Raw genomic sequence first — 21707 nt, forward strand, 5'->3', positions numbered from 1 at the left:
TTGATTGTTTTGGAAGTCAATGAATGGAGGAAAGGGATTGAACGGCGCGTCGTGGCAGCTCAATCGTTTGTTGAGGGGTTTCGGAGAACGGTTTCAATCGAAGCGAATCGCAGAGCTTTTCCATCACGGAAGCCTTCAGCATCCAGCCGCCATCGCTGATCGATTCCATCGCGACGACATAGCTCTCCGGTTCAGGGGATGGCAATGCGTGGAAGTGGGCCACTCCACGTGAATTGGTGACAGCTCGATCGAGCGTGGCGCCACCGGGGGACTGTTTCAGTAGCACCTGCACATTGGCGAGCGGTGTGCCGTCGTAGACGACCGTCACGAATGTGGTGGATGCCGTTGTCGTCTTCGGCGACGTTCCATCGCAGCCGGTGACCGCGATCGCGGCTCCGGCCAGCAGGAGCGCCCCAGCGTGTGTGATCACGGCCACTGAACAACCTCTTTGCCGTCGCGTGAAAACAAGGCGTGGTACAGCGTTCGGTCGATCGAATCGGTCAAGAAGTGAACGCTGCCGTCCAGCATCGCGTGCATCGAACCGCCGGTGTGATAGGACCGCGAGGAATAAAACCCGCGACCGTGCATGCCCACATCGGGGATCGACGAGTTTGGTGTCATGTAGCCGTTGATCACGGTGGCGTAGGGCACACCCCGGATCCAGCATGACCCCCGATTACCGGTGTAAGAACTGATTTTCGCGGGGAAGACCGTTTCTAAATCCGGATTCAGGATCAACGTGCCACCGTCCACGAACCCTGGATTGGGGGCGGTGTTGGCCGACGTGCCACTCCAGTTCGCGATCCGGCGATGTGGCCCTGCGGGTGTGGGTTCGGTCAGGCCGCTGGTTTGATCGCCCATCACCGTTTCGGCTAGTAGCACGGTTTGGCTGGTGCCGTCCAAGCAATCGCGGAATTTGGCCCAGGAGTTCTCCCACACCATCCCGTCGGTTCGATAGCGATCGTCGTAGTGGGTGTCGGTTCCGCTGCCGTAACTGAACATGTAGCTCAGGCCGCCGGAATAGCCGTTGGTTCCGTCCGCAAACGTGGTGCTGAATTTCGGGTCACCGACATCGCTGGGGCAGAGGAACGTTGGGACCACCTTTTCAACGGCTTCGCGAAGAGCCGGATTGAAGCTTGACGCCCAAGGAGGGCCGGTCAGCAACGGTTGTTCAAAGTCGATCAATTCACTCAGGCCGGCCTGTTCGATGTAAGGCAGCACGCGAGCTTGAGCGGAGAAGCTGCTGGATCCCGTCATCGCAGGGATGCATTTGAACGAGCTCTCGTAGTTGTGTGTCGCCAACGCGATTTGTTTCATGTTGTTGCTGCACGACATGCGTCGCGCCGCTTCGCGAGCGGCTTGGACGGCCGGCAACAGCAGGGCGATCAAAATGCCGATGATGGCAATGACCACCAGCAGTTCAACCAATGTGAACGCGTCGCGAGATCGTTCGCGTCGTGTTGGAGGTGGAATGGATTTCATGAGGTTGGGATTGGGTGAGTGCGCAGAAAGATGGTAGAGGCCCCGCGTGGCGCGCACGTCGATCGACACAGGTTTGGTCGGACCGGGCGCCGCTCGTCCGCGAACGCACACGCGAGGCAATGGATGAAGTCGAATCGCTATTCGAGTCACGATCATTTCTTGCCCGCCCATCCGTCGCCGGTTGGCGTGCCGATCTTGCAGATGGCTGTTGACGATTGATTGCCAATTCAACGGTTGGCAGCAAACGATCAACGCGTACCGCCGGCGCGAACGCAAGCGAATTCAGCAAGAGCGAAGTGACAGTGACTCAGACTCGAGTCACGGGTGGGCCACGAAGAGGTGGCCAAGAGATGGACGGATCCACATCCGCCGAGATGCAGGTCGGCCAAGCTGTGAACTCAAGCCATTCGCAGCTGAACGCTGCTTGGTTTTGATCGACCAAGCCACCTGGAGCCGCGAGCGATTGACAGATCCAGCACGAATGAGAATCGTGCGGGGAATGTGATTCGTTGGCGTATTCGCTTGACGTCGCAAGCGAGTCTTGCGGAGAAGCGATCGGCGTCGCTGCCTCGCCAGCATGCGAATGACAGCAGTGATCGTGTGCGTGACTTGCGTTGGGCGCAAGCGGTTGAACCGCATTCCCAAGTGGACCGTTTTCGCGGTCACAGTGCCCGTGTTCATGGGCATGGTGCGAAGAATGTCCGTGATCGCAGCGATCGTGACCGCAGACGTCATGGTTGCACGTGGCAACATGCAACCAAGCCGGTGCATGGCCGAGCAACAGCGTGACGCTGAGCAAGAAAGTCGTGAAGGGACGGATCGACGGAACCACTGTTCACCCAAACGGGAGATCACTGAATTGGAAATGCAGGTCCGACCAAAGACTTCGAACTAGCATACGCAATCATCGCGTCTTTGGTTTAGCCCTCTTTCCAAATTTTTCTGAACCTGAGCAACAATCACCTGAACTGCTTTGGCAGAGGCGAGGGCGCCCAGGAGATCCAGGACCCGCAATCAGCCGCGAATTCCAACGAGGCGGCAATTTCAAAGAGGCGGCATCGCGTCGGAGCGAATTGGGCTAGAACCAGATTTCGCTCAACTCACCGGATTCAAGCTCGTTGGCGTAGCTCAAGTAATAGTTCCGGTTGGGGGCGTTGTATTCCTGGGCGGCCAACCCTCGCAGGGCTGCGATTTTGACTTTGCGAGCCAGTTTTCGGTCGCCGTCATCGAGCCATTTCAGGTGGTCTGACAGTTCCAGTGCCCATTGATAGTCGCCCTGGTCCAAGGCAGCTTGCATTTGTTCGGTCAGCCGGTCCGTGCCTCCCGCAAGCTCGGCGATCTTGTGAGCTTTGGTTTTCGGTTCCAAGGGATTGAGTGTCGTGGGGTTCCCATCGAACCAACCGAGCAAGCCTGAGTAGATCGCTCGCACGGCGTGAGGCACCGATCCATAGAACTCAATCAGGTACGGTTTGTCTTTCAGGTCGGCGTGCAGTTCGACTTCGTGAGCGATTTGGTCAGGGCTCTTGCCAGCATTGATGCCGCGAACGGTTTGGTCATACACGCTTCGGATCGCTTGGCTGTAATCCGTCAGTGCGGTCACAGCGGCGTCGGCATCCAGGATTGGCATCGTGTGCCCGGGCACCACGCAGTGAGGTTGAAACTCAGCCATTTTCGCGACGCTCTGAGACCAGTTCAGCACGTCTCGATACGCCGTCCCGCGAATCGCGTACAGATTGGGAAACGAACTGTAGAAGTTGTCCCCTGAGAACAAGACCTTCTCGTTGGGCAGCCAGATGAACATCGCATCGTCGGTTTCGCCGGGGGCGATGTGCATCTCAATCTCGACGTCCGCAATCGTCGTTTTCAGCCCATTGTCCGGAATCTTGATCGTGGGCGGTAGAAAGCCTTTTCCACCATCGCCGTCTGCCGTCAGAGCGGGGGCGACCCCACGATTCGTGCTCTCCACCGGCGAGAGCTTTCGGCCGAACTGACGCACGTTTCGTTTTTGCTTGACTGGTCCAGCTGCTTGGGTCGCGCCCTCAGCAGATCCGAAGTTTTGAGTCCCATAAATGTCCGGCATCTCATCGCCGACAAACGCACTGGCACCGCCGATATGGTCGCCATGGCTGTGCGTGTAAAGAATCGCTTTGACGGGTTTGTCACTGTGGGCACGCAAAGCCTGCAAGGCGGCTTTGGCGCTCGAGGGGCCCATCAAGGTGTCGATGATGATGACACCATCCGTGCCGACAATCATCGACGTGTTGGCACCGTGGAATCCAACGGCTGTGAACACGTTGTCGGTGACCTGGACCACGCCTTTCTGAAATTGCTGCTGCTGTGAATTCAGCATCTTCAAGGCGAGCTTTGGATCCACCTGTGTGTCCCCCTGGACAACTCCGGTTGCGAGCGTGGAAAAAAACAACAGCAACAGTGCTTTGAGGTCGATCGACATCTGCGAGTGTCCTTGCGTTGAATGTTGGATTGGAAAAGAGGGTGAGTGTCGGAGGGAGGCGTGTTGCCAATTCCCTACGGGGCCGCGTGCGGCAGACCGGCAATTCGTCACTTGCTGTTCAAGCGATCGATCGCGACTTCAGGCCATCGAAATACGATTCCCAGCTTTGGTGTTCACGCCCGGCCGCCTGAGCAAACTGGCTCTCGTTGTTCGCTGCTCCGTTGCGGATCCCCTCGTAGATGCCCGCAATGATGTTGCCCAGGAATTCACCCAGCTCCTTCGTGCGGTCGTCGCGATATTCCTGGACCGACATGGACCGGAAGCTCAGGTTGGTTCCAAATGCGTCGTTCAGATAGGCCGTCAATTGCTGCTGAGTGATCGCTTCGCCATGCAGGTTGAACGTTTGCCCGTTGTGTTTCGGTTCCGTCAGCATTCTCGCATAGGCGTAGGCCAGCTCAGGGCGTGTTGTGTAACCACACTTCTCATCACCAGCGCAGTTCGCAATCTCGCCTCGCTGTTTGTAGTTGTCGATGTATTCCACGTCGGGCTCGATGTAGATGCCATTGCGACCGATCACCCAGTCCAGCCCACTGTTGCGGAGATCCGTTTCGGTTTGCCGGTTGCTTTGCACCACGGGCGAAAACGCGGTGCCTTCTTCAGCACCCTGAATGCTGGTGTAAACAATCTTGCTGACACCCGCCCGCTTCGCTGCTTCGATGACGTTGCGATGTTGTCCGATGCGTTTCTCGGGAGCGTCCATGCCGGACACCAGCAAGACGTGCTGGATGCCTTCAAGTGAGTTTTCCAGGTCGGAGGGCGAGTTGTAGTCGCCGGGGCGAATTTCAATCCCCAGCGAACTGGCTTTGCTGGGTGTCCGCGCCAGGCCGATGACCTTGTCTTTTCCCAAGACTTGGAGGGTTGCCTTGGCGATGTCGCCACCCAGCTGGCCGCTGGCGGAAGTGATTGCGACTTTCATGATCGAGTTCCTCGTCGGTTGAGGTTGGCTGACATCCTCTTCGCGTGGGGACCGAAAACTTGTTCGGCCACGCAGGTAAGTGTATGATGCACACAAATGAAAGGCAACCGCCGCAGAATGGTGGCCGGTCAACCAGTTGTGAGTCAAATGATGAGCGAACGGATGTCAAAACCTGAGCGACCAGGATTTCTAATCAGTCGTCTCGCTTACCTGTTTCGTTCGCGAATCGAAGCGGTGCTGGCAGAAAACGGATCCCAGTTGTCCGCTGAGGAATCAGCGTTGTTGATGGTCTTGGTCGAGTCTGAGCAACCGCTGCGCCGCGGTGAATTCGCGGAGATCATGTTGCGGGACAAGACCACAATCACGCGCCAGCTGGACGGGCTGCAGGCAAAGGGGCTGGTCCGGAGGAAGCCGGATCCGGCGGACGCACGCGCGGTTTTGATTTCACCGAGTGCGAAGGGAACGCGTCAGATCAACAAACTTTTACCGCACTTCCAGTCGCTCCGAGACAGTCTTCAAGGCGGACTGACAGCGGGTGAGTGGGCGACCGGAATGAAAGTCATGCATCAAATGAAAGACAATCTGATCGCGATGGAAGCGAACGGAGTGCGTGAGTCCAGGTGATCTTGGATTCGTGACTGAATTCGCACTGCGATTCGCGTTGATCTCAAAGCTTTCGTTCCATTGCTTGTCCGTCAGATCGAAGAAATCAACCGCTTCAAAGACTCCGAGGTTGTTGATCAGGATGTCGACCTGGGGATGCTCTTGGATTGTCTTGGCGATCCCATCGGTGGTACCGTTGTCGGCGACCGGGCTCACGCGTTTTGCGTCCGGCAGTTCTTTGCGAATTTCACCGCTCGCTTTTTCAACGCTCGCTTCGCTGCGAGCGTCGATGATGGTGGTCGCGCCGTCCGCTGCGATCCGTTTGGCGATTGCCATGCCGATTCCGCCGCCGGAAGCGGTAGTCGCTACGATAGTGCCAACTGCTCACACGAACGCCTGTCGCGACCCCAGGGGAAGTGTCGTTTCCGAACCTAAGCAGGTCGGCAGGAGCGATCGGGTGCAACGAAGTGAGCCGTTTGGGCGTTAGCCCCGGTTGTACGTGGGAGCAACGACGCTACCCCCAAAAAAACTAAATGCTGAAAGACTCCTGCCGAACTGCTTAGCGATGGAACGAGGCTGCGGTTCCGAATGGGGCGACGTTGGTGTTGTCGGTTTCACCGATGAGCGTGCGTGGTCGGTGAGTTCCGACAGAATTCAAAACAACGGATGAAACTCTTAAGAGGAAGATCCAGAATGAGAAGAAGTCAATGCATCGTGCCAGTGGTGGTTGTCGTCTCCGCGTGTTGGCTCGCCGGTTGTTTCGCTGCTGAAGTGAACAACACGCTTGCTGCCCCCGACGAGGGCAGCGGAACGGTCCATGGCAGCACCGCTGCGCCTCGACCTCCATTCAGTTGGGGGCGAGTCCCTTTGTACATGCACCTTCGAAAGGCGACTGATTTCACGCCCGAAGAGTTGGAGTACTTGAGCGGATTCCCATTGATCACCCTGGAGAAGACCACAGGAAGCCGGACCCATGGCTCCACCGAGGCGGGGTCTCTCGCCGCAGCCAAAGCGATCAAGTCCGTCAATGAGGACGCGTGTGTTCTGTACTACCGAAATGTCATGTGCAACTATTCCGGCTACAAGACCAACGACGGGTTGAGGGACATTCCCGGAGCATTCTTGCAGGGCAAAGACGGCAACCGAAAGCTGCATCGTGGCGTTCGGGAAATCTACGACCTGTCCAATCCTGATGTGCGTCGATGGTGGGTCGATCACTGTGTGGAAATGGCAAGCCACGATGAGATCGACGGGATTTTTTTGGACGGCAACATCAAGGCCCTTGAACCAGCCTTCCTTCGTGCGGAAATCGGAGCCGAGCGAAAGCAGGAAGTCACGGACGGTTACTTCTTGATGATGCAAGACCTGAAGGACCGGATTCCACCCAACAAGATGCTGTTGGCCAATGTCATCCGAGCCAGGCTGACAGATTCTGGTTTGGACACGATGCGGTACTTTGACGGATCCTACTTGGAAGGCATCGAGAGCCAAGCCAATGGCCTGACACGGGTGGAGTATTTGGCGAAAGGGATTGATGCCGTTCAGGCAGCCGCACGTCAGGGGAAGGTCATTGCGATGTCGATTGGCCTGGGCGACGCGGCGCTCACAGGGCTCAAAATGGATGACAGTCGCAAGAAAGTGGCTCGGGGGGCCAACATTCAGCCACGCCTGGAGTATTGCTTGGCGCTGTTCTTGATCTGCGCTGAAAAGTACAGCTACTTCCTTCCTCATGATGGATACAGCGTGAACAACAACGACAGCGCCGTGTGGCTCACCCGTTTCCCAGAATACGACAAGCCCTTGGGGCCGCCCAAGGGACCTGCGGTGAAGGCTGGCACCACCTACACGCGCGAGTTTGAATCAGCGAGCGTCTTTCTGGATATCGAAAAGCAAACCGCAAAGATCACTTGGAAGGAAGCGAGATGAACTTACGGTCGCAAAGACATTCGCTTGACTGATTCACCTCGCTGGCAATCACGCGTGTCAAATCCTTCGTTCGTTGGAGGTACATCGAAGAGGCGCTGAACAGGGAATGGATCACGGGCGGTGGGTTGGTTCGATAATGAGGTGCATGGTGATCGTGTCTGGTGATGGGCGTTGGAGCATTTTTTAACGCACCCCGTTCAAACCGCGGAGCGGTGACACTCGACAGCCTCGGGTTTCAACCCGAGGTCCCCTGTGCGACCGCACCGCAACAAAGCCGCAGAGCGGCGACAGGTGGTTCGCACACGTTGTCAATCGCGGTCGCTCCGCCGCGTACCGGCGCTGATTGGCTGGTTGAAACAGGCAAGCAGCAATGATTGGGGGGCATCTCGTGAGCCGTTTGGGCGTTTGCCCCGGTTGTGTGTGGTGCCGCTTTGAAGTGTCGTGTTTGTAGTGCCAAGACCCCCGCCCGTTGCAAACGGGCGTTTCGATTTTGTTGTCGGTTGGCCACTCTTGGCCGACATTCACCACTCGGACGGGCGAGAGTGCTCATCCTCCCTGCGTTCCAATGTCGTTGACGGCTCAATTGACAAGCTGAAACGGGAGTGGGTGGAAAGTGAGATGTCCGGAGAGGCCTGTGCACGGCGCCTCCCATGCTCGGGCCCTCACCCTCGCGAACGCCCGAACGGCTCACACACTCGATGACACTTGCAGACGTGTTTGGCCTGTTCTGGTCTGTTCGGTTTCATCTCCTGGCTTCTGCTCACCTGCTTGATTGCCATCTTGCTGCGTTCGCCATTCTAGGATTGCCTGATTGGTTTGCTCTGGTTGTTCTTGCTGGATCCAGTGGCCGCAGTCCAGGTTGATCATGTGCGTTCGGTTCGCGATTCGACGTCGCATTCATGGCAGCCTGGAAGCCGATCCCACTTGCTGCCAGTCCATGAAAAAAGCCGAGTTGCGATTGCTCACAACTCGGCTTTTGAAGTGGAGGCGGGGAGGATTGAACTCCCGTCCCGCGATGCATCCACGATGCCGTCTACATGTGTAGTCAAGCTATTTGCAGGGATGTCGCAACCGAAATCACGCACCCCCTTTTCGCTTCATCGGGCGCTACCTGACAGGCTCCCGAATCCACTAACTCAAATCTTGTTTAGCGACCCGCGTCTTGAGTAAGACGGGTTGCGATCCGACATTGTGACGGACATTCAGGCGACATCGGCGATCCCCATCAGTCCGGGCTACCTGTAATTAGGCGGCCAGTGCAAAGTTTTCTTCTGCAACTAAAAGTTTTTGATCAGCTTTTTACGTGGCCAACTGATCAACCACGACACGCAGGCATACGCTTCTTGACATCCGGTCGATTCCAAGTCGCCCCCTTGCTTCTTCATCAGACGTTCATTGTACCCGATTGGTTCACTGTTCGCTGCACGATTTGTCGACGAATTTTGATCGTTGTTTTCGTAAGTCCTTTTCCTCGCTGGTGCTTGGCGTGGAATGGCAAACTCAACTGCGCCACTGTTCAGACTGGTTGCTCAGCGCTGCAGGGCCATGTCGACCAACGACGAAAGCCCACCAAATTGGCCCTCTCGGACGACCAACCGGTCTCCCGCTCGCAGGGCGTAGTCGGATTCGGGGCGGACGTCGCCCGCACCACGCTCGGCGAACATGACTTCCATACGCAGCCCTTCCACTGAATCGGAAGAATGCCGATAGAGCACGGCTTCCAATCGACCAAAACGTTTGTCCACGCCGGTTTGCTTGAGCAAGGTGCTGACGAAAACGGATTGTCCTTGTGGATTGGATCCCGATGCGGGCGGCAACGGCAAGACTCGCACTGGCGTGCGGTCGCCGATGATCTGCAGCACGATGGAATCGTTTGCTTTGGCTTCTCGCACCTTCTGGTAGACCTCTTCGTTGAAGGTGCCTGAAGACAGGGTGGCTCCGGAGCCAACGGTGTCGAATCTTGATTCTTGATCGGATCCACCTGCCGCCATGCCACTCAGTTCGCTGAGTTTGGGGGGGCTCATGCTGGGCATCTTCAAGGCGCTCAGCCGCAGCGGTGCACAGCCTCCAGACAGCACGCACAGGGCTCCCACGACACAGGTGAGAAACAGCGTTCCGCTCAGTTTTCGTTCGGTGAGGCGTGTCATGGTGGGGGGCTTCGTCAGGCGAAGAATGACCCTGCGGGTCGCGGAAATTGGATCGTCTGGGAAGTTAATCGGCCCGCCACTGAAGTTTCTTGAGCAATCTTCGGATATTTCCTCAACTCAATCCGTTTGGACACGCTCCTGGAGACGGTCGTTTGAGCCCGCGAAAGCCGGACAAGGTGGGGAATGTCGGGCGGTTCGTTGCCGATTTCTGTTTGCTGGGGGATTCAGTGCCGACTCGAACTGGGGTGGCAGACCAACGGAGGGCGCTGTTATCGAAAAATCTCTCGAATCGCTTCCTCCCAGGAGTCTTCTCTTATGTTCGAGTTTTTGAAACGTTTTCCTCTGCGTCGTCGGTCCCCTGTCTCACCGACCCATCTGACTCGCGGCAATCAAATGAGTGGGCAGCAGTCTGCTGCTGGTCATGAATTGTCCGGCAGCGTGAAGTTGAAATTGCAGCTTCCGCCAGCCGCTGCGGATCTGCGCTCCATCGCCCAGCCAAGTGTGGCTCCCGCCGCAATGGTGATGCAAAGCACCGAGTCCGTTGGAAGTGCCGTCCCTTCACCAGCCATCCCTGAGTCTTCCACTTCGGTGGTGTCGCCGGTTGGTCGTCCGTCACGACTTCGCAGCAGCCATCGTGAACGCCTCTTTGCGATGCGGATCGAGCACCTGCAAATTTGCAACGAGAAACGCTGCCGGTTGCTGGCAAAGGTTGGCGTGGTCACAGCGGGTGATTTGGCGTGCTGCAATCCCGAACTGATTTCGCGTCAGTACAAATCGCCGCAACGCGCCCTGCGTTCGATCAAACGTTTGCGTGCGGCTGTGCGATTGGCGGTTGCGATCGATGGCATGATGCCTCGCGATGCATTGATTCTGGTCGCGATTCATCGCCGCAGCGTGGCCTCGTTGGCCCGTGAGTCAGCCGCCGTGTTGCATCGCGATTTGGAGCGGTTTTCGCTCAGCAGTCGCGGTCAGCGATTGGTGGGGCACCGAGGGGTTCCGAGTTTGCGCCGCGTCAAAAGTTGGGTGGGGCAGTGCGAGCAGTTGGTCGCTCACTGGATTCAAACGCACCCTGCCGAAACGCAGGTTGCGGCATAGCCACGCTCGGTCCGCGGGTGGACAGTTCACGGTCGTTGCCGGTTGTCACTGCATCTTCAGCACCGGCAATCGACCACGCGTGTCAATGCGATTGCGAATCGATTCCGGTGTGGCATCGGCTGGTCGGGGGCGCTGCATCGGGGGGACCTCCGGCGGCACGAAGTGGTCGCCTTGGCGTGAATCGCGACGTTCAAATTCCGCTTCAATCTCTCGGCGAATGTTCTGTTTGTCGGCGCACCATTTGGGTTCGATCAGATAGTTTGGCGGCGCGTCGCCACTGACACGTTCGACGATCACCTCCGGTGGAATGCGTTCCAGGAAATCGACGACGGTGCGAACGTAGTCCTCACGTTGCATCATCTGAATTTTGCCTGCCAGGACTTCTTCCCCAAGCGGCGTTCCGCGAACGCTGTACAGGTTATGAAGCTTGATCGCATCGAAACCCAGACGACCGATTTCAACTGCCGATTCCATCATCATCGCGTGATCTTCTCGGGGCACGCCCAAGATGATGTGTGAGCAACACTCAAATCCGCGACCACGGGATCGATCGATCGCGTTGATCATGTCGGCGTGGGTATGAGCCCGATTCATCCACTCGAGCGACTCGTCATGAACGGTCTGCATCCCAAATTCCAGCGACACGTCGTGGTCAACGGCCAGTTCTTGGAGCAGATCCAGGACGCTGTCGGGAACGCAATCGGGCCGAGTCCCGACGGCCAAGCCCACGATTCGATCGTCCGAATGCAACGCCAGGTCAAAGATCTCTCGCAGTTGCTCGATGGGAGCGTAGGTGTTCGTTGCTGGTTGGAAGTAGGCAATGAAACCACGGACGTCGTTGTAGCGTTTTTGAACGCGGCCGATTTGTTCGCTCAGTTGATCCGCGACGCGCTGCAATCGCACGCGGCGTGATGGACTGAAGGAGCGGTTGTCGCAAAAATTGCAGCCGCCCGTCGTGACAGCTCCGTCCACGTTGGGGCACGTGAACCCGGCATCGATGCTGACACGCTGGATTCGCCCGCCGTGTCGTCGCCGAAGCGATTTTCCAAATGCGTTGAACCGAGCACCCTCTGCCTGCCAAGCCAACCGGGAGTGATCGGGAACGATCGTCGGATTGGGAGCGGGAGCAGCGGAACGATCGGAGGAGGATGGCTCAGAGGGTGATTGCATCGCGGAATTGTACCGCGGAGACGTTGGAAACCAACCGGCGAGGCCCGGGGGCATGACAGACGCTTTGCCCGCTGAAGGACGCCTCGGGGGATGGTTCCCTGCGAAGTGGAGCTGGCCATTGAGTCGCTTGCGAACCGCGGTTTCGGAGAATCTTCCATTTTCCGCGAGCCTTCCAATCAGAACAGGCGTCAAAATAGGAAAAGAAAGCCCTGTGATTGCCTTCCAACCTTCCCCGTCGGGGGGCGTGAAGGCTGGCCCGTCGCTCATTGCGAGAATACAATGCAGCGTTTCAAGTCATCATCCCTCCTTCTTTGAAACTCAAAGTCATCATGAGTGCGGAAGACGCCCCCCAATTTGCTGGTGCCTTTGGTCAACTGACGCCTTTGGGCGGCGGCGACCCGATCCCACTGGTCAAGGACAAATTGCTTTTCGGCCGCCGGCGACATTGCGATATCTGCTTGGACTTCTCCAACGTGTCCAGCCAACATTGCCGAATGACCTTGGAACAGGGTTATTGGTTCATCCGTGACCTGAATAGCCGCAACGGAACCAAGGTCGACGGTCGTACGATCATGCGCAAGCGGGCGGACCCCAACTGCAAAATCTCGATCGCGAAGCACCACTACACGTTGGAATACGAACCGCAATTGTTGGGAGCTTACGGCCCACCACCTGCGGATGACGATTACATCGAAGAAGTGATGAAGAGCTCGCTGATGGATCGAGCTGGGATCAGTCGGCGGGATCCCAAGAAGGGGTTCTTCAACCGAAAATCGGAAGACTGATCGTCGGTGACAGCGATTGGCGGCAGTCGTCGCGGCCGGACCGCAACACAACGAAAAAAGGCACGTGCGAGAACTGATCGCACGTGCCTTTTTTATGATTTGGCCGGTTGTTCCTGAGATCGCCCTCTTGGACGTTCCCAAGCGAAGCCCGGATCAACCGCGACCCAAGGTGGCGGTGACTCGTTTGATCAGTGAGCGAACTGGTTGAACCGGTTGGTATCCGGTCAATTTGCGGCGACTCCAACGGCCGTCTGCCGTTTTGCTGTAAAGGATGATCTGCGGGATCATCTTTTCGCCTTCCATCAACGTTTCGGCGAGTTCTGGTTCCGCATCGCGGTTGACCAAAGCAACACTGACTCCGTCGAGTTCACCACTGTTTTGCATGTTGGCGATGGTTGTTTTCTTCAATGTTTCGCAAGCGGGGCACCACGGTGCTCCGACCACGACCATCAGTGGTTTGTCTTCCTCGACCGACTTTTTGTAGGCGAGTGTGTAGTTCTGGTCTGGCGTCTGTGTGGACGCATGATGGGTGACCTCGGTCGTAACAGAGCCGTTGGTCGCCATAGCGATTGTGAGACCCAAGAACAGTGACAGCATCCCAAGCTTCCTCATACAACGTGTGAAGCGTCGACGGTTGCGGCACCATGCCGGCATTCGAGCTGGGCAAGCGAGTGACTGACGGCCTCAGTGTCCCTGAGGGCTGCAGGTCATCCGCAATCCATGTCCTAGCTCAAGAAAAGTTCGATGAGTGGTACCGCCGAAACGCTTGTGCAACGAAACACGCCCAACCATTTTCGAGTTCCTCTCGAAGGCACTGGCGAATTCGCAATAAACGCTGAAAGTCGGCTCCGGTCGATGACATCCTGATCGACGATGGAAATGACCTCGGCCCGAAAGGAAAACGTCTGACGCAGTTTGGCCCCCGTTCAGGGGGGGGTAGCCAAACTGTGCCGATCGCGTCGACCGGACAGGCTGGGCGGGATTCTAGGACTGCAGCAAATGCGTGCAAGTATCCGCACTCGCGTTTTGGCAATTTCGCCAGAGTGGAGGGATGTTTCCCTCTACAGGGCGATAAAAGAGTTGCGTCTCACGCTCGGGTGTGGAAATAGGCAAGCCTGTTCGGGGCCAGATTGAAAGAGCGGCTGGGAGCTGGCGGATTTTGCTCGGTGGACGCCCTTCCGGTGGACGCTTCCTGGCGTTGTTTCCGAGGCTTCCACCCTGCCCTCCAAGGTTCTTGTTACCTGGTTTTTCCGTTTCGCGGGTTGAGAAATGGCGGGATTGCTGGCAAGTTCTTCGATTGTTCCGCTGAGTCGTTCCCCCCTCATCCACTGGTAGCTCCATGCAACCGCCCCCAGTCCCGGCCGTTCCCCCTGACCACCCTGGCCTCGAAGCGCTGCTTCGGCGGATGGGGGAAGCCGTCGGGATCATGGACGACACGGTTTTTGAGAACGACAAGTTCCTCGGTTTTTTTCAGTCGTTTCGTCCCGATGGACGTGGCTTGGACGGCGTCTTTGACGAGCTGGATGGCGGGTCCGAGCTGCGCCAGCGACTTGAAAACCTGTTTGAAATCGCCGGGGATGACCGCCGGCCTCAAGGCGGTCGCGACGCGTTCTTCGTGGTTCGGTCGCCGGATCCGATCGATCCAGCGGTGGTCGAATCCAAGGCGGTGGAGTGGACGGGACGCATGGCCGAATTGGCCGAGAAGTTGGGGGATCCCAAGGCGGCGGAACGCCTGCGGTCCATCACCAAGCACCGGGTTTTGGAAGGCATTCCCCCCAAGCACCCTCGGCAAGATCATGAGAAGACGGAGTTGCTGAAAACGTTCCAGAACGTCGTCGAACATCTGGTCACGCGAATCTCGACCCCGGAACCTTTCGCAGAATCGCTTCGTGCCCCGTTTTACTTCATCAGCTGCGATGCTGGTGTGCGGGATCATTTGATGTGGCCGTTGTACCGGGACCACATGGCGGCGAGTTTTGTCGGTGTGGATCAAGGGGAGGTGGAAGAACCGTTCCAGCCTTACTTTGACCTCTGGTCCCACGGCGTGAAATTTCGCGTCTATCAAGAAAAACAAGTCGACTGGTACATGCCACGTCTATAGTGGGCCCGATGTCACCCTCGTCTTCTCAGCCAACGTTTGCGAGCCCGGATTCTGCGGGGCCCGACTCAGTCGTCGCTTCCCAGGTTGCGGCGGACGCCGTCGCGTTCCCTGACGATGACATCGACGCCGTTCATCCAGTTGACCCTCCGTCTGGGAATGGCCCCAGGTCTTCTTCCGATGGCGGTGGTTTCCTTCACGCGATCGTGTTTGTGGTCGTGATGCTGGCGATGTTCATCAACCCAATCGAACCGAAGACCAGTGCGGAATTCGATCGGGCGACCAGCAGCCTGAACGTGCTGACGCTGGCAAAACTCGCCATTGCAGCGGCGGCCAGCGGCTTGGGGGGAATCGCGTTGTTGGTCAGCCCGCGAACCCGGCAGTTGCTCGGCAGTCTCCCGGGGCTTGGACTGCTCGCACTCGGTGGCTTGTTTTGTATCACCAGTCTGTTTGCCATCCAGAGCAACGCGATGATCAGTCGCGCCTCGGCCTTGATCTTTGTTGGCTATCTGCTTTTCACCGCGATGGCGTTGGCGACGCTGGGGCCGCGCCGGATGCTGGCGGCGATCGTCGCAGGAACGTCGCTGTACATGTTGGTGACCTGGGGCCTGTTCGTGCTGGTTCCCGAAATGGGGACGTTTGAGGAATACATCAGCGCGACCGAAACGGTCCAGCGAATGGGCGGCACCGGGCACCCGAACAACATCGCGAAAACGGCGATCGCGATTGGGTTGGTCAGCGTGGCGATGTACCTGGGACGCACCAATTCTTTGATCTCCGTGGGCGTTCGTGGGCCGTGGCAGCGACTGGTGCTGATCGCCATCATGGTGCTTGCCGCAGCCACCGTCGTGGCAACGCTCAGCCGAACGGCCATGTTGGCGGGGATGGCCGCCGGGGGCGTGTTGTTGATTGATCGTCTTTATGGGAGAGGCGGGTTGGCGCTGGGGATCATTGGAATCGCCTCGGCCGCGGGGCTGGTTCTGGCGATTTCGCTGTTCACCGGAGAAGGTCCTTTTTCGGAATCCGCGGTCAGTGCGGTGACCAAGAGCGGTGATGTCGAAGAGCTCACCTCGCTCACCGGACGAACCACGATTTGGGAAGAAGCCATCGGCCTGATAGCGCTGCGACCGCTCACGGGATACGGGATGGACAGTGCCGCCAGTGTCATGAGTCGCGAAGCAACCGGGACTCACAACTTGTTGTTGCATGTCACCTTTTCTGCGGGAGTCTTCGCCTGCTTGTTGATGCTGCTGATGCTCGGATGGTCACTGGTGTTTGGAGCAACCTCGCCCCAGGAATGGATCCGCACGGTCCTGACCTACGTGTTGGTGTCAGGACTTGTCGAGGATACGATCATCGAATCGTTTCCAACCACGTTGACCATCCTTTGGATGGCCGCGTTGCTGGCACCAGCCTTAGCCGGTCGTTCCCAGTCCTGAAGCAATGGCATTGACGCTCAATAGCAAGGCGGGAAGCAGTGCATCAGCTTGTTTGTGCTCGCCCATTTTGTTGTAGCTACGCCAGCGCTGGAGCAATGAAATCTGTTGGCGATGCAGCAAACGCAGGCCCTCGCTTCGCAAGGCGATCATGCGTTGCACGTTGGGACGCTGGGTTTCCAACGGTCCGCCGTAGACCGCTTCGACCATCTCGCACGCCAGTGTCCATTGCGATTCGATGTCGGTGACAAAGTGTTCTCGCAGCGTTTCGTTCTCAACCAGCATCGCGTATTGCTTCATCACTTCGATGTCGACCGCCGTCACACTGGTCGCCACATTGCTGATCAGGTAGTGGAGTGGCGCCCAATCGCGGAGTGCTCCTTTGACAGCCTCGAACTCATCGGGGCATTCGGTTTGCAACTTCTTGAGTGCCGTTCCAACGCCGTACCAACCGGACAGGTAGCAGCGGGCTTGGCCCCAACTGAATACCCACGGGATGGCTCGCAAGTCATCCAGGGTTTGTTGACCGGTGCGACGGGCCGGACGCGAACCGATGCGGCTTTGTTCAATCGCATCGATCGGCGTGGCTTCACGAAAGAACTCCACGAAGCCATCGCTGTGCAGCAGTTCGTGGTAGGTCGATCGAGCCCAGGCGGCCAGTTTCACCAGCGTTGGTTCCAGCGGATGTTCCGGCTCCTCCGATCGCGAATCGGCCAGCGATTTTCGCGTGACTCCCGCGAGGAACAGTTCCAGGTTGTAGATCGCGGTCGGTTCGTGAGCGTATTTCTGAGCGATCGTCTCGCCCTGCTCTGTGAGCCGCATGTCACCGCCGATCGTGTGATCAGGAAGGCTTTTGATGAACCGGTGTGTTGGTCCGGCACCGCGGCTGATTGTGCCGCCGCGGCCGTGAAAGAATCGGGCGCGAACGCCGTGGGAGCGAGCCGCCTGAGTGAGCTTTCGTTGAGCATGTCGCAGCCCCACGAGGCTGGCCAGGATCCCGCCATCCTTGTTGCTATCGCTGTATCCGATCATGACTTGACCAACCGGAGTCGTCGCACCTTCTCGTTGGGCAATCGCGGCCAAACTGTTTCGGGTGATCGGGTGTTGAAGGAATCCGTCGTAGATCTCCGGTGACCGCTCAAGGTCATCGATCGTTTCGAACAACGGGACCACCGGCAGCGGGCAAACCACTCCCGATTCGGTCCGTTGCAGCAGCCCGACTTCGCGAGCGAGCAAGTAGACCGCCATCAAATCAGATGTTTTGCGAGTCATGCTGACGATCAGTGCTCCCAGCCCGTCGGCACCATGTTGGGAACGGTATTCGGTCACCACACGCAGTGCTCCAAGGACCGCATCGGCTTCTTCGCCAGCGGAGGCATCGGGGTGCGTCAGTGGTCGCGAACTGGCAAGTTCCTCGTTCAGGAAAGCCATCCGTTTGTCTTCATCCCAGCTGGCAAATTTCCAATCCGCCATGCCGGCGGCTCGCAGGAGTTGTTCGATTGCCGTGTCGTGTTTGGCGCTGTTTTGGCGGATGTCCAGCACTGCCAAGTGGAAACCAAATGTTTGAGCAATCCGCATGGTGGGTGCCACGGCACTGGTTGCCACATCGCCCAAGTCGACTGCCACCAAGCTTTCGTGCAGGCAACGTAGATCCGCCAGCAATTCGCGTGAACGTCGGTAGGTGAATTGTTCCTTGCCGTTTGCCAGCGTCGTTTCCGACGGCAAACTGGCCAGCATCAGGTTGATGAACTGACGCCAAGGTTCATTGGGGTTGCGCGCGATTGCGGTGGCTCCTGTGGCTCCCATCGCATGGGCTCGTTCTGCAATGCGGGTGAGGAAATCGCTGGTCGGCGGCAACCAATAGGCGGACACGCTGGTCAGCCGTGCCAGTTGGACCAGCTCCTCTCGCATCAGTTCAACCGCACCACGGCGAAGCTGCATCAGCGTTTCTTCGGTCACTTCGGGCGTGACCAATGGGTGCCCGTCGCGGTCGCCGCCCACCCAGGTTCCGAAGGTCAATCGCGGCAACGCCAAGGGGTCTGCGATGGCCTTTTCGCTCAGCCCGACCTCTCGCCAAGCTTGTCGCAAACGTTGATCAAGTGGTTGCAACGCTTTGGGAAACACCACCGTCAAGTAATCCATCACGTTGCGGCGTTCGGATTGCAGGTCCGGTTTGTCGAGGTAGATTTCGCCGGTTCGCCAGAGAATGCTGAGCACTGATTCGATGGCTTGCTCGTTCTCGGATCGCCGCCATGGGGGAAGGTCTTCCTGGTGTCGAAGTTGGAACCGGCGGAAGAGGCGACGGTGGTGAGCCAACACCGTCGCTCGTTTGGCTTCGGTGGGGTGGGCGGTCAACACGAGTTCCACTCGCATCGATGGAAGTTCTGCGGCGATCATCTCCGCGGTCCAGCCCTGGTCGATCAGTTGTTGCAGGCTCTCGCCCCACAAAGCGGGCAGGTCAGCCATGCCGGACTCTGATTCGATGCGATCTCGAAACTGAGCCGCCGATCCCTGTTCGGCCATGCTGAGCAATTGAAAGGCAATCGAATACGCCTGAGTCAGCTGAACCGAATCAGCGGGGGCTTTTGCGGGATCGAGCTTGCAACCTGGAACTGGCAACAGCTCCGCCAATTTCTCGTCGCCCCCGCGTTGCAACACCGTCTGCAGTGCTGACAGCATCCATTGCCAGTCACGATTCAGTTGGTCGACATCAAGGGCGAGAATATTGGCTGATACCATCGTGGCAATTCAATGTGGTGAAAAGGAGAAAGAGTTCGCGACTCAACTGCATCATCGGGTTGGGTCAATCGACCGAATCCTCGGGTATCTCGCGTTCGCTGCCAATGGTGACAGCGCATAAAAAAACGAGCGCTGTTCTTGAACAGCACTCGCTCTTATCTCGGTCAAACGTCGATTCCGAATCAGGTTGGGAAGCAACGAAGTCCGGTGATTCAGTTGCAGCAAGGAGTTGGGCAGCACTTTTTGGCTGCGAAACGAGCCTTGATCTTTGCGAACAAGCCACACTTTGGCTTGGCACATGGGTCGCAGCAGACAGGTGCTGGTTCGCAGCAAACTGGAGCTGGTTCGCAGCAAACGACTGGAGCTGGAGCTGGCTCGCAGCAAACAACTGGAGCTGGTGCAGGTTCGCAGCAAACGGGTGCTGGAGCTTCGCAGCAAACTGGGGCAGCTTCGCAGCAGTTGTTCTTTTTGAAGCATCCGAACAAGCCAGCTTCGGCTTGTGGAGCAACGGCAACGCTGGAAACAGCGAACAGGGCGACAACCATGATCGATCGAATCATCTAAACTCTCCTAGACTAGGTGGAAATGCCTCAAACACGCGCGGAGGCAATTTGGGCAGAGTTTAGGTCTCACGCAGCTTGCGTCAACCATAGCAATTGCACCGGTAAAAACGATTGAATCGTCTTTTCAGGCGGTTTGCTTGCGGTTTTTGAGCGTTTTCACGCGACTGTGATCAAATTGGGAACGCAGCCGCGTCAGGATGTCGCACCGGGCTCCCTAAGCAGATTCTCTGCATTGACCACCCAATTCGGCCGTTTTGGTGGCAAAGGAGGTGGTTTGCGAAGGAATTTGGTGGGTCTGGCTCGATGCAGGTCGCGAAAATCAAGCAGCACGGCGACCTGGAGTCGATGTGTCTTCGCGTTTGGAAGGCTGGCCCAAGCGACGTCGTGGAATCGCCAGGGGGCCCCGCTCATCCGCTCCAGCGTACGAATACCAGGCTCGTTCATCGATCGCGTCCAAGATCGAGCTGGCGACCTTGACGGCGCGAGCCCCGGCGGAACCGTCCACAATTGGCGAGGATCCGCTTTCGATGCTGATGACGAAGTCATGCAGTTCGTCCAGGATCGCATTTCGAGGCTGCAACTCGTTGACTTCGCAGTTCAGATGCTCGCTGAACAACGTGTCGGCGTAAGCCAGAGGGTTTTCTGTTTGTTCGTTCAGCTCGAACTGCCGAGTCGTGAGCGTTTCGCTCGCACGAACTGTCGCCAGGGACGGCTTGCCGAAATCGATCTGTGCAAATCCAGCTGGGCTGAACAAGGTCATGTCGCGGGCAGGCAACGGGCTGACACGCGACGCCTTCAAATTGGCGACCATGCCGCATTCGAATTCGATCCGTGCTTCGGCAATGTCTTCGTGATCGCTGACGACCGAGATTCCACTGGCAGAAATTGATCGGACGGCGGATTGAGTCAGTGACAGGACAAGGTCCAAATCGTGAATCATCAGGTCCATCACCACGCCGACGTCCAAGCAGCGGCCTGGGAAACGCGACGCACGAGTGGCTTCGACATACTTGACGTCGACGCCGAAGTCTTCCAACGCTGTGAACGCTGGGTTGAATCGTTCCACGTGGCCGACTTGCAACACGACGTTTCGTGTGGATGCCATCAATGCCAGACGACGTGCATCGTCGGATTCGGCTGCCAGTGGTTTTTCAACCATCAGGTGTTTGCCAGCCTTGATCAGCGTTGATGCGATGTCGGCGTGGTAGTCGGTGGGGGCCGCGATGATGGCGGCATCGATGTCTTCGATGACATCGTGATAATCCGAGTGAGCCGCAACGGCGTGAGTGTCGGCGACTGCCTGGCACGCAGCCTGGACGGGATCGCAAACGGCGACGAGGCGAGCGCCATCGACTTGTGAAATCAATTTCGCGTGGATGCGGCCCAAGTGACCTGCACCAATGACGGCGACTCGCAATTCCCGGTTCATGCTGCTTTCTTTCTTCTATCTCGGCCTCGGCCGGCACGACCAAGGCAACTGTTGTCTAAACAATCAAACAGGTGCCGCAACACGGGGCGGATCGGACCTGTCGCGAACAATTCATCGCGAGCGGGTTCCACGCCGATACGTTTCCGATACAGCAAACGAAAAGCCTGTGTCAACACCGTAATGTCATCTTCGGTGTAGTCATGACGTTTCAGTCCCACGGTGTTGATGCAGCGAGGGCGAGCGTCGGCCCCGTCGACGATGACAAACGGAGGCACGTCTTGAAGGATGCGAGTCATCGCACCGACAAAGCTGAGCGTTCCGATCGAAACGAATTGATGCACGCCGGCTCCGCCTGCAATCGTGACGTCGTCCGCGATGTGAGCGTGGCCGCCAATCATGCAGTTGTTGGCCAGCACGATTCGCGAACCGATGATGCAATCGTGCGCAATGTGGGTGCCGGTCATCAGGTAGTTGTGGTCGCCCACGCGAGTCACGCCGTCTTCTTTTTCGCTGGCACGGTTGATCGTGACTTGTTCCCGGAAGACGTTGCCATCGCCGATCTCCACACGCGTGGGTGTGTTGCGGTAGCTGACGTCTTGTGGGTTGGTGCCGATCGAAACGTGCGGGAAGATTTGGTTGTCGCAACCGATCGAGGTGACGCCATCCAGGGTTACGTGATCGCCCACGCGCGTGCGGTCGCCTAACTTGACATTGGGACCAATGACACAGAAGTGTCCGATTTGGACACCTTCGCCAATTTGCGCACGAGGATCGACCACGGCGGTTTGAGCGATACTAGCACTCAT

General features: G+C 57.6%; 17 protein-coding genes, 1 other RNA gene and 1 pseudogene. 7 read left to right on the top strand and 12 right to left on the bottom strand.

Features of this window, described 5'->3' with window-relative positions; genetic code table 11:
- Nucleotides 1-16: 16 nt before the first annotated feature.
- From PSR62_RS13935 to PSR62_RS13950, 4 genes are all read right to left on the bottom strand, one after another.
- Nucleotides 17-430, bottom strand: a complete 414-nt coding sequence (locus PSR62_RS13935) for a hypothetical protein (protein ID WP_274403609.1) — start codon at nt 428-430, stop codon at nt 17-19.
- Entirely contained in the window at nt 427-1482 is a 1056-nt protein-coding gene (locus tag PSR62_RS13940; protein ID WP_274403610.1) for a DUF1559 domain-containing protein, read from the bottom strand. The genes PSR62_RS13935 and PSR62_RS13940 overlap by 4 nt, the downstream gene beginning before the upstream one ends.
- Nucleotides 1483-2560: 1078 nt before the next feature.
- Entirely contained in the window at nt 2561-3934 is a 1374-nt protein-coding gene (locus tag PSR62_RS13945) for an alkyl/aryl-sulfatase (protein WP_274403611.1), read from the bottom strand.
- Nucleotides 3935-4052: 118 nt separating this feature from the next.
- On the bottom strand, nt 4053-4913 hold the full coding sequence (locus PSR62_RS13950; protein ID WP_338020197.1) for an SDR family oxidoreductase: 861 nt from the start codon (nt 4911-4913) through the stop codon (nt 4053-4055).
- Between the two features lie 159 nt (nt 4914-5072).
- Here PSR62_RS13950 and PSR62_RS25750 point away from each other — a divergent pair.
- A pseudogene (locus tag PSR62_RS25750) lies at nt 5073-5336 on the top strand (MarR family winged helix-turn-helix transcriptional regulator); the annotation flags it as partial.
- Nucleotides 5337-5393: 57 nt separating this feature from the next.
- On the opposite strand, the gene PSR62_RS13955 reads toward PSR62_RS25750, so the two are convergent.
- A complete protein-coding gene (locus tag PSR62_RS13955; RefSeq protein ID WP_274403613.1) occupies nt 5394-5849 on the bottom strand; it encodes an SDR family NAD(P)-dependent oxidoreductase in 456 nt (151 codons plus the stop codon).
- Nucleotides 5850-6206: 357 nt separating this feature from the next.
- Between PSR62_RS13955 and PSR62_RS13960 the strand changes: the two genes are divergently transcribed.
- Complete coding sequence (locus PSR62_RS13960) at nt 6207-7439, top strand: putative glycoside hydrolase (protein ID WP_274403614.1); 1233 nt, start codon at nt 6207-6209, stop codon at nt 7437-7439.
- Between the two features lie 979 nt (nt 7440-8418).
- On the opposite strand, the gene ssrA is transcribed toward PSR62_RS13960, so the two are convergent.
- Both ssrA and PSR62_RS13970 read right to left on the bottom strand, forming a co-directional pair.
- Nucleotides 8419-8812: a transfer-messenger RNA gene (gene ssrA, locus PSR62_RS13965) on the bottom strand.
- A 156-nt stretch (nt 8813-8968) separates the two neighbouring features.
- Nucleotides 8969-9586, bottom strand: coding sequence for a hypothetical protein (locus tag PSR62_RS13970; protein WP_274403615.1), 618 nt, complete (start codon nt 9584-9586; stop codon nt 8969-8971).
- A gap of 315 nt (nt 9587-9901) precedes the next feature.
- Here PSR62_RS13970 and PSR62_RS13975 point away from each other — a divergent pair, with 315 nt between their 5' ends.
- Nucleotides 9902-10681, top strand: coding sequence for a DUF4332 domain-containing protein (locus tag PSR62_RS13975; RefSeq protein WP_274403616.1), 780 nt, complete (start codon nt 9902-9904; stop codon nt 10679-10681).
- A gap of 45 nt (nt 10682-10726) precedes the next feature.
- Here the strand turns inward: PSR62_RS13975 and PSR62_RS13980 are convergent, their stop codons facing one another.
- Nucleotides 10727-11905: a TIGR01212 family radical SAM protein gene (locus PSR62_RS13980; protein WP_338020076.1), complete on the bottom strand. Its 1179-nt coding sequence runs from the start codon at nt 11903-11905 to the stop codon at nt 10727-10729.
- Nucleotides 11906-12180: 275 nt separating this feature from the next.
- Between PSR62_RS13980 and PSR62_RS13985 the strand changes: the two genes are divergently transcribed.
- Nucleotides 12181-12636 (top strand): FHA domain-containing protein, encoded by a 456-nt coding sequence (locus PSR62_RS13985; RefSeq protein ID WP_274403618.1) that lies wholly within the window; start codon nt 12181-12183, stop codon nt 12634-12636.
- A 153-nt stretch (nt 12637-12789) separates the two neighbouring features.
- Here PSR62_RS13985 and PSR62_RS13990 read toward each other — a convergent pair whose 3' ends face one another.
- Nucleotides 12790-13233, bottom strand: coding sequence for a thioredoxin family protein (locus tag PSR62_RS13990; protein WP_047813467.1), 444 nt, complete (start codon nt 13231-13233; stop codon nt 12790-12792).
- Between the two features lie 742 nt (nt 13234-13975).
- On the opposite strand from PSR62_RS13990, the gene PSR62_RS13995 reads away from it, so the two are divergent.
- Together PSR62_RS13995 and PSR62_RS14000 are read left to right on the top strand one after the other, a co-directional pair.
- Complete coding sequence (locus tag PSR62_RS13995) at nt 13976-14737, top strand: apolipoprotein acyltransferase (protein WP_274403619.1); 762 nt, start codon at nt 13976-13978, stop codon at nt 14735-14737.
- 8 nt (nt 14738-14745) lie between these two features.
- Entirely contained in the window at nt 14746-16173 is a 1428-nt protein-coding gene (locus PSR62_RS14000) for an O-antigen ligase family protein (protein WP_274403620.1), read from the top strand.
- Here the strand turns inward: PSR62_RS14000 and PSR62_RS14005 are convergent.
- Nucleotides 16150-18909 carry a phosphoenolpyruvate carboxylase gene (locus tag PSR62_RS14005; RefSeq protein ID WP_274403621.1) on the bottom strand — a complete coding sequence of 920 codons (2760 nt, stop codon included), beginning with the start codon at nt 18907-18909 and terminating at the stop codon, nt 16150-16152. The genes PSR62_RS14000 and PSR62_RS14005 overlap by 24 nt on opposite strands.
- Before the next feature lie 298 nt (nt 18910-19207).
- On the opposite strand from PSR62_RS14005, the gene PSR62_RS14010 reads away from it, so the two are divergent.
- Nucleotides 19208-19381, top strand: coding sequence for a hypothetical protein (locus PSR62_RS14010; protein WP_274403622.1), 174 nt, complete (start codon nt 19208-19210; stop codon nt 19379-19381).
- A gap of 410 nt (nt 19382-19791) precedes the next feature.
- On the opposite strand, the gene PSR62_RS14015 is transcribed toward PSR62_RS14010, so the two are convergent.
- Nucleotides 19792-20901 carry a Gfo/Idh/MocA family oxidoreductase gene (locus PSR62_RS14015; protein WP_274403623.1) on the bottom strand — a complete coding sequence of 370 codons (1110 nt, stop codon included), beginning with the start codon at nt 20899-20901 and terminating at the stop codon, nt 19792-19794.
- The gene (lpxA, locus tag PSR62_RS14020; RefSeq protein WP_274403624.1) at nt 20898-21707 is read right to left on the bottom strand and encodes an acyl-ACP--UDP-N-acetylglucosamine O-acyltransferase; all 810 of its coding nucleotides are present in this window, start codon (nt 21705-21707) and stop codon (nt 20898-20900) included. Before lpxA ends, PSR62_RS14015 begins: the two co-directional genes overlap by 4 nt.

It is taken from the genome of Rhodopirellula sp. P2, from assembly GCF_028768465.1.
Lineage (GTDB): Bacteria > Planctomycetota > Planctomycetia > Pirellulales > Pirellulaceae > Rhodopirellula.

Excerpts from the sequence above, each read along its gene's own strand:
- PSR62_RS13940 (WP_274403610.1), bottom strand. The coding sequence starts at position 1,482 with ATGAAATCCATTCCACCTCCAACACGACGCGAACGATCTCGCGACGCG.
- PSR62_RS13945 (WP_274403611.1), bottom strand. The coding sequence starts at position 3,934 with ATGTCGATCGACCTCAAAGCACTGTTGCTGTTGTTTTTTTCCACGCTC.
- PSR62_RS13955 (WP_274403613.1), bottom strand. The coding sequence starts at position 5,849 with ATGGCAATCGCCAAACGGATCGCAGCGGACGGCGCGACCACCATCATC.
- PSR62_RS13960 (WP_274403614.1), top strand. The coding sequence starts at position 6,207 with ATGAGAAGAAGTCAATGCATCGTGCCAGTGGTGGTTGTCGTCTCCGCG.
- PSR62_RS13970 (WP_274403615.1), bottom strand. The coding sequence starts at position 9,586 with ATGACACGCCTCACCGAACGAAAACTGAGCGGAACGCTGTTTCTCACC.
- PSR62_RS13975 (WP_274403616.1), top strand. The coding sequence starts at position 9,902 with ATGTTCGAGTTTTTGAAACGTTTTCCTCTGCGTCGTCGGTCCCCTGTC.
- PSR62_RS13980 (WP_338020076.1), bottom strand. The coding sequence starts at position 11,905 with ATGCCCCCGGGCCTCGCCGGTTGGTTTCCAACGTCTCCGCGGTACAAT.
- PSR62_RS13985 (WP_274403618.1), top strand. The coding sequence starts at position 12,181 with ATGAGTGCGGAAGACGCCCCCCAATTTGCTGGTGCCTTTGGTCAACTG.
- PSR62_RS13990 (WP_047813467.1), bottom strand. The coding sequence starts at position 13,233 with ATGCTGTCACTGTTCTTGGGTCTCACAATCGCTATGGCGACCAACGGC.
- PSR62_RS13995 (WP_274403619.1), top strand. The coding sequence starts at position 13,976 with ATGCAACCGCCCCCAGTCCCGGCCGTTCCCCCTGACCACCCTGGCCTC.
- PSR62_RS14000 (WP_274403620.1), top strand. The coding sequence starts at position 14,746 with ATGTCACCCTCGTCTTCTCAGCCAACGTTTGCGAGCCCGGATTCTGCG.
- PSR62_RS14005 (WP_274403621.1), bottom strand. The coding sequence starts at position 18,909 with ATGGTATCAGCCAATATTCTCGCCCTTGATGTCGACCAACTGAATCGT.
- PSR62_RS14010 (WP_274403622.1), top strand. The coding sequence starts at position 19,208 with ATGGGTCGCAGCAGACAGGTGCTGGTTCGCAGCAAACTGGAGCTGGTT.
- PSR62_RS14015 (WP_274403623.1), bottom strand. The coding sequence starts at position 20,901 with ATGAACCGGGAATTGCGAGTCGCCGTCATTGGTGCAGGTCACTTGGGC.
- lpxA (WP_274403624.1), bottom strand. The coding sequence starts at position 21,707 with ATGAGTGCTAGTATCGCTCAAACCGCCGTGGTCGATCCTCGTGCGCAA.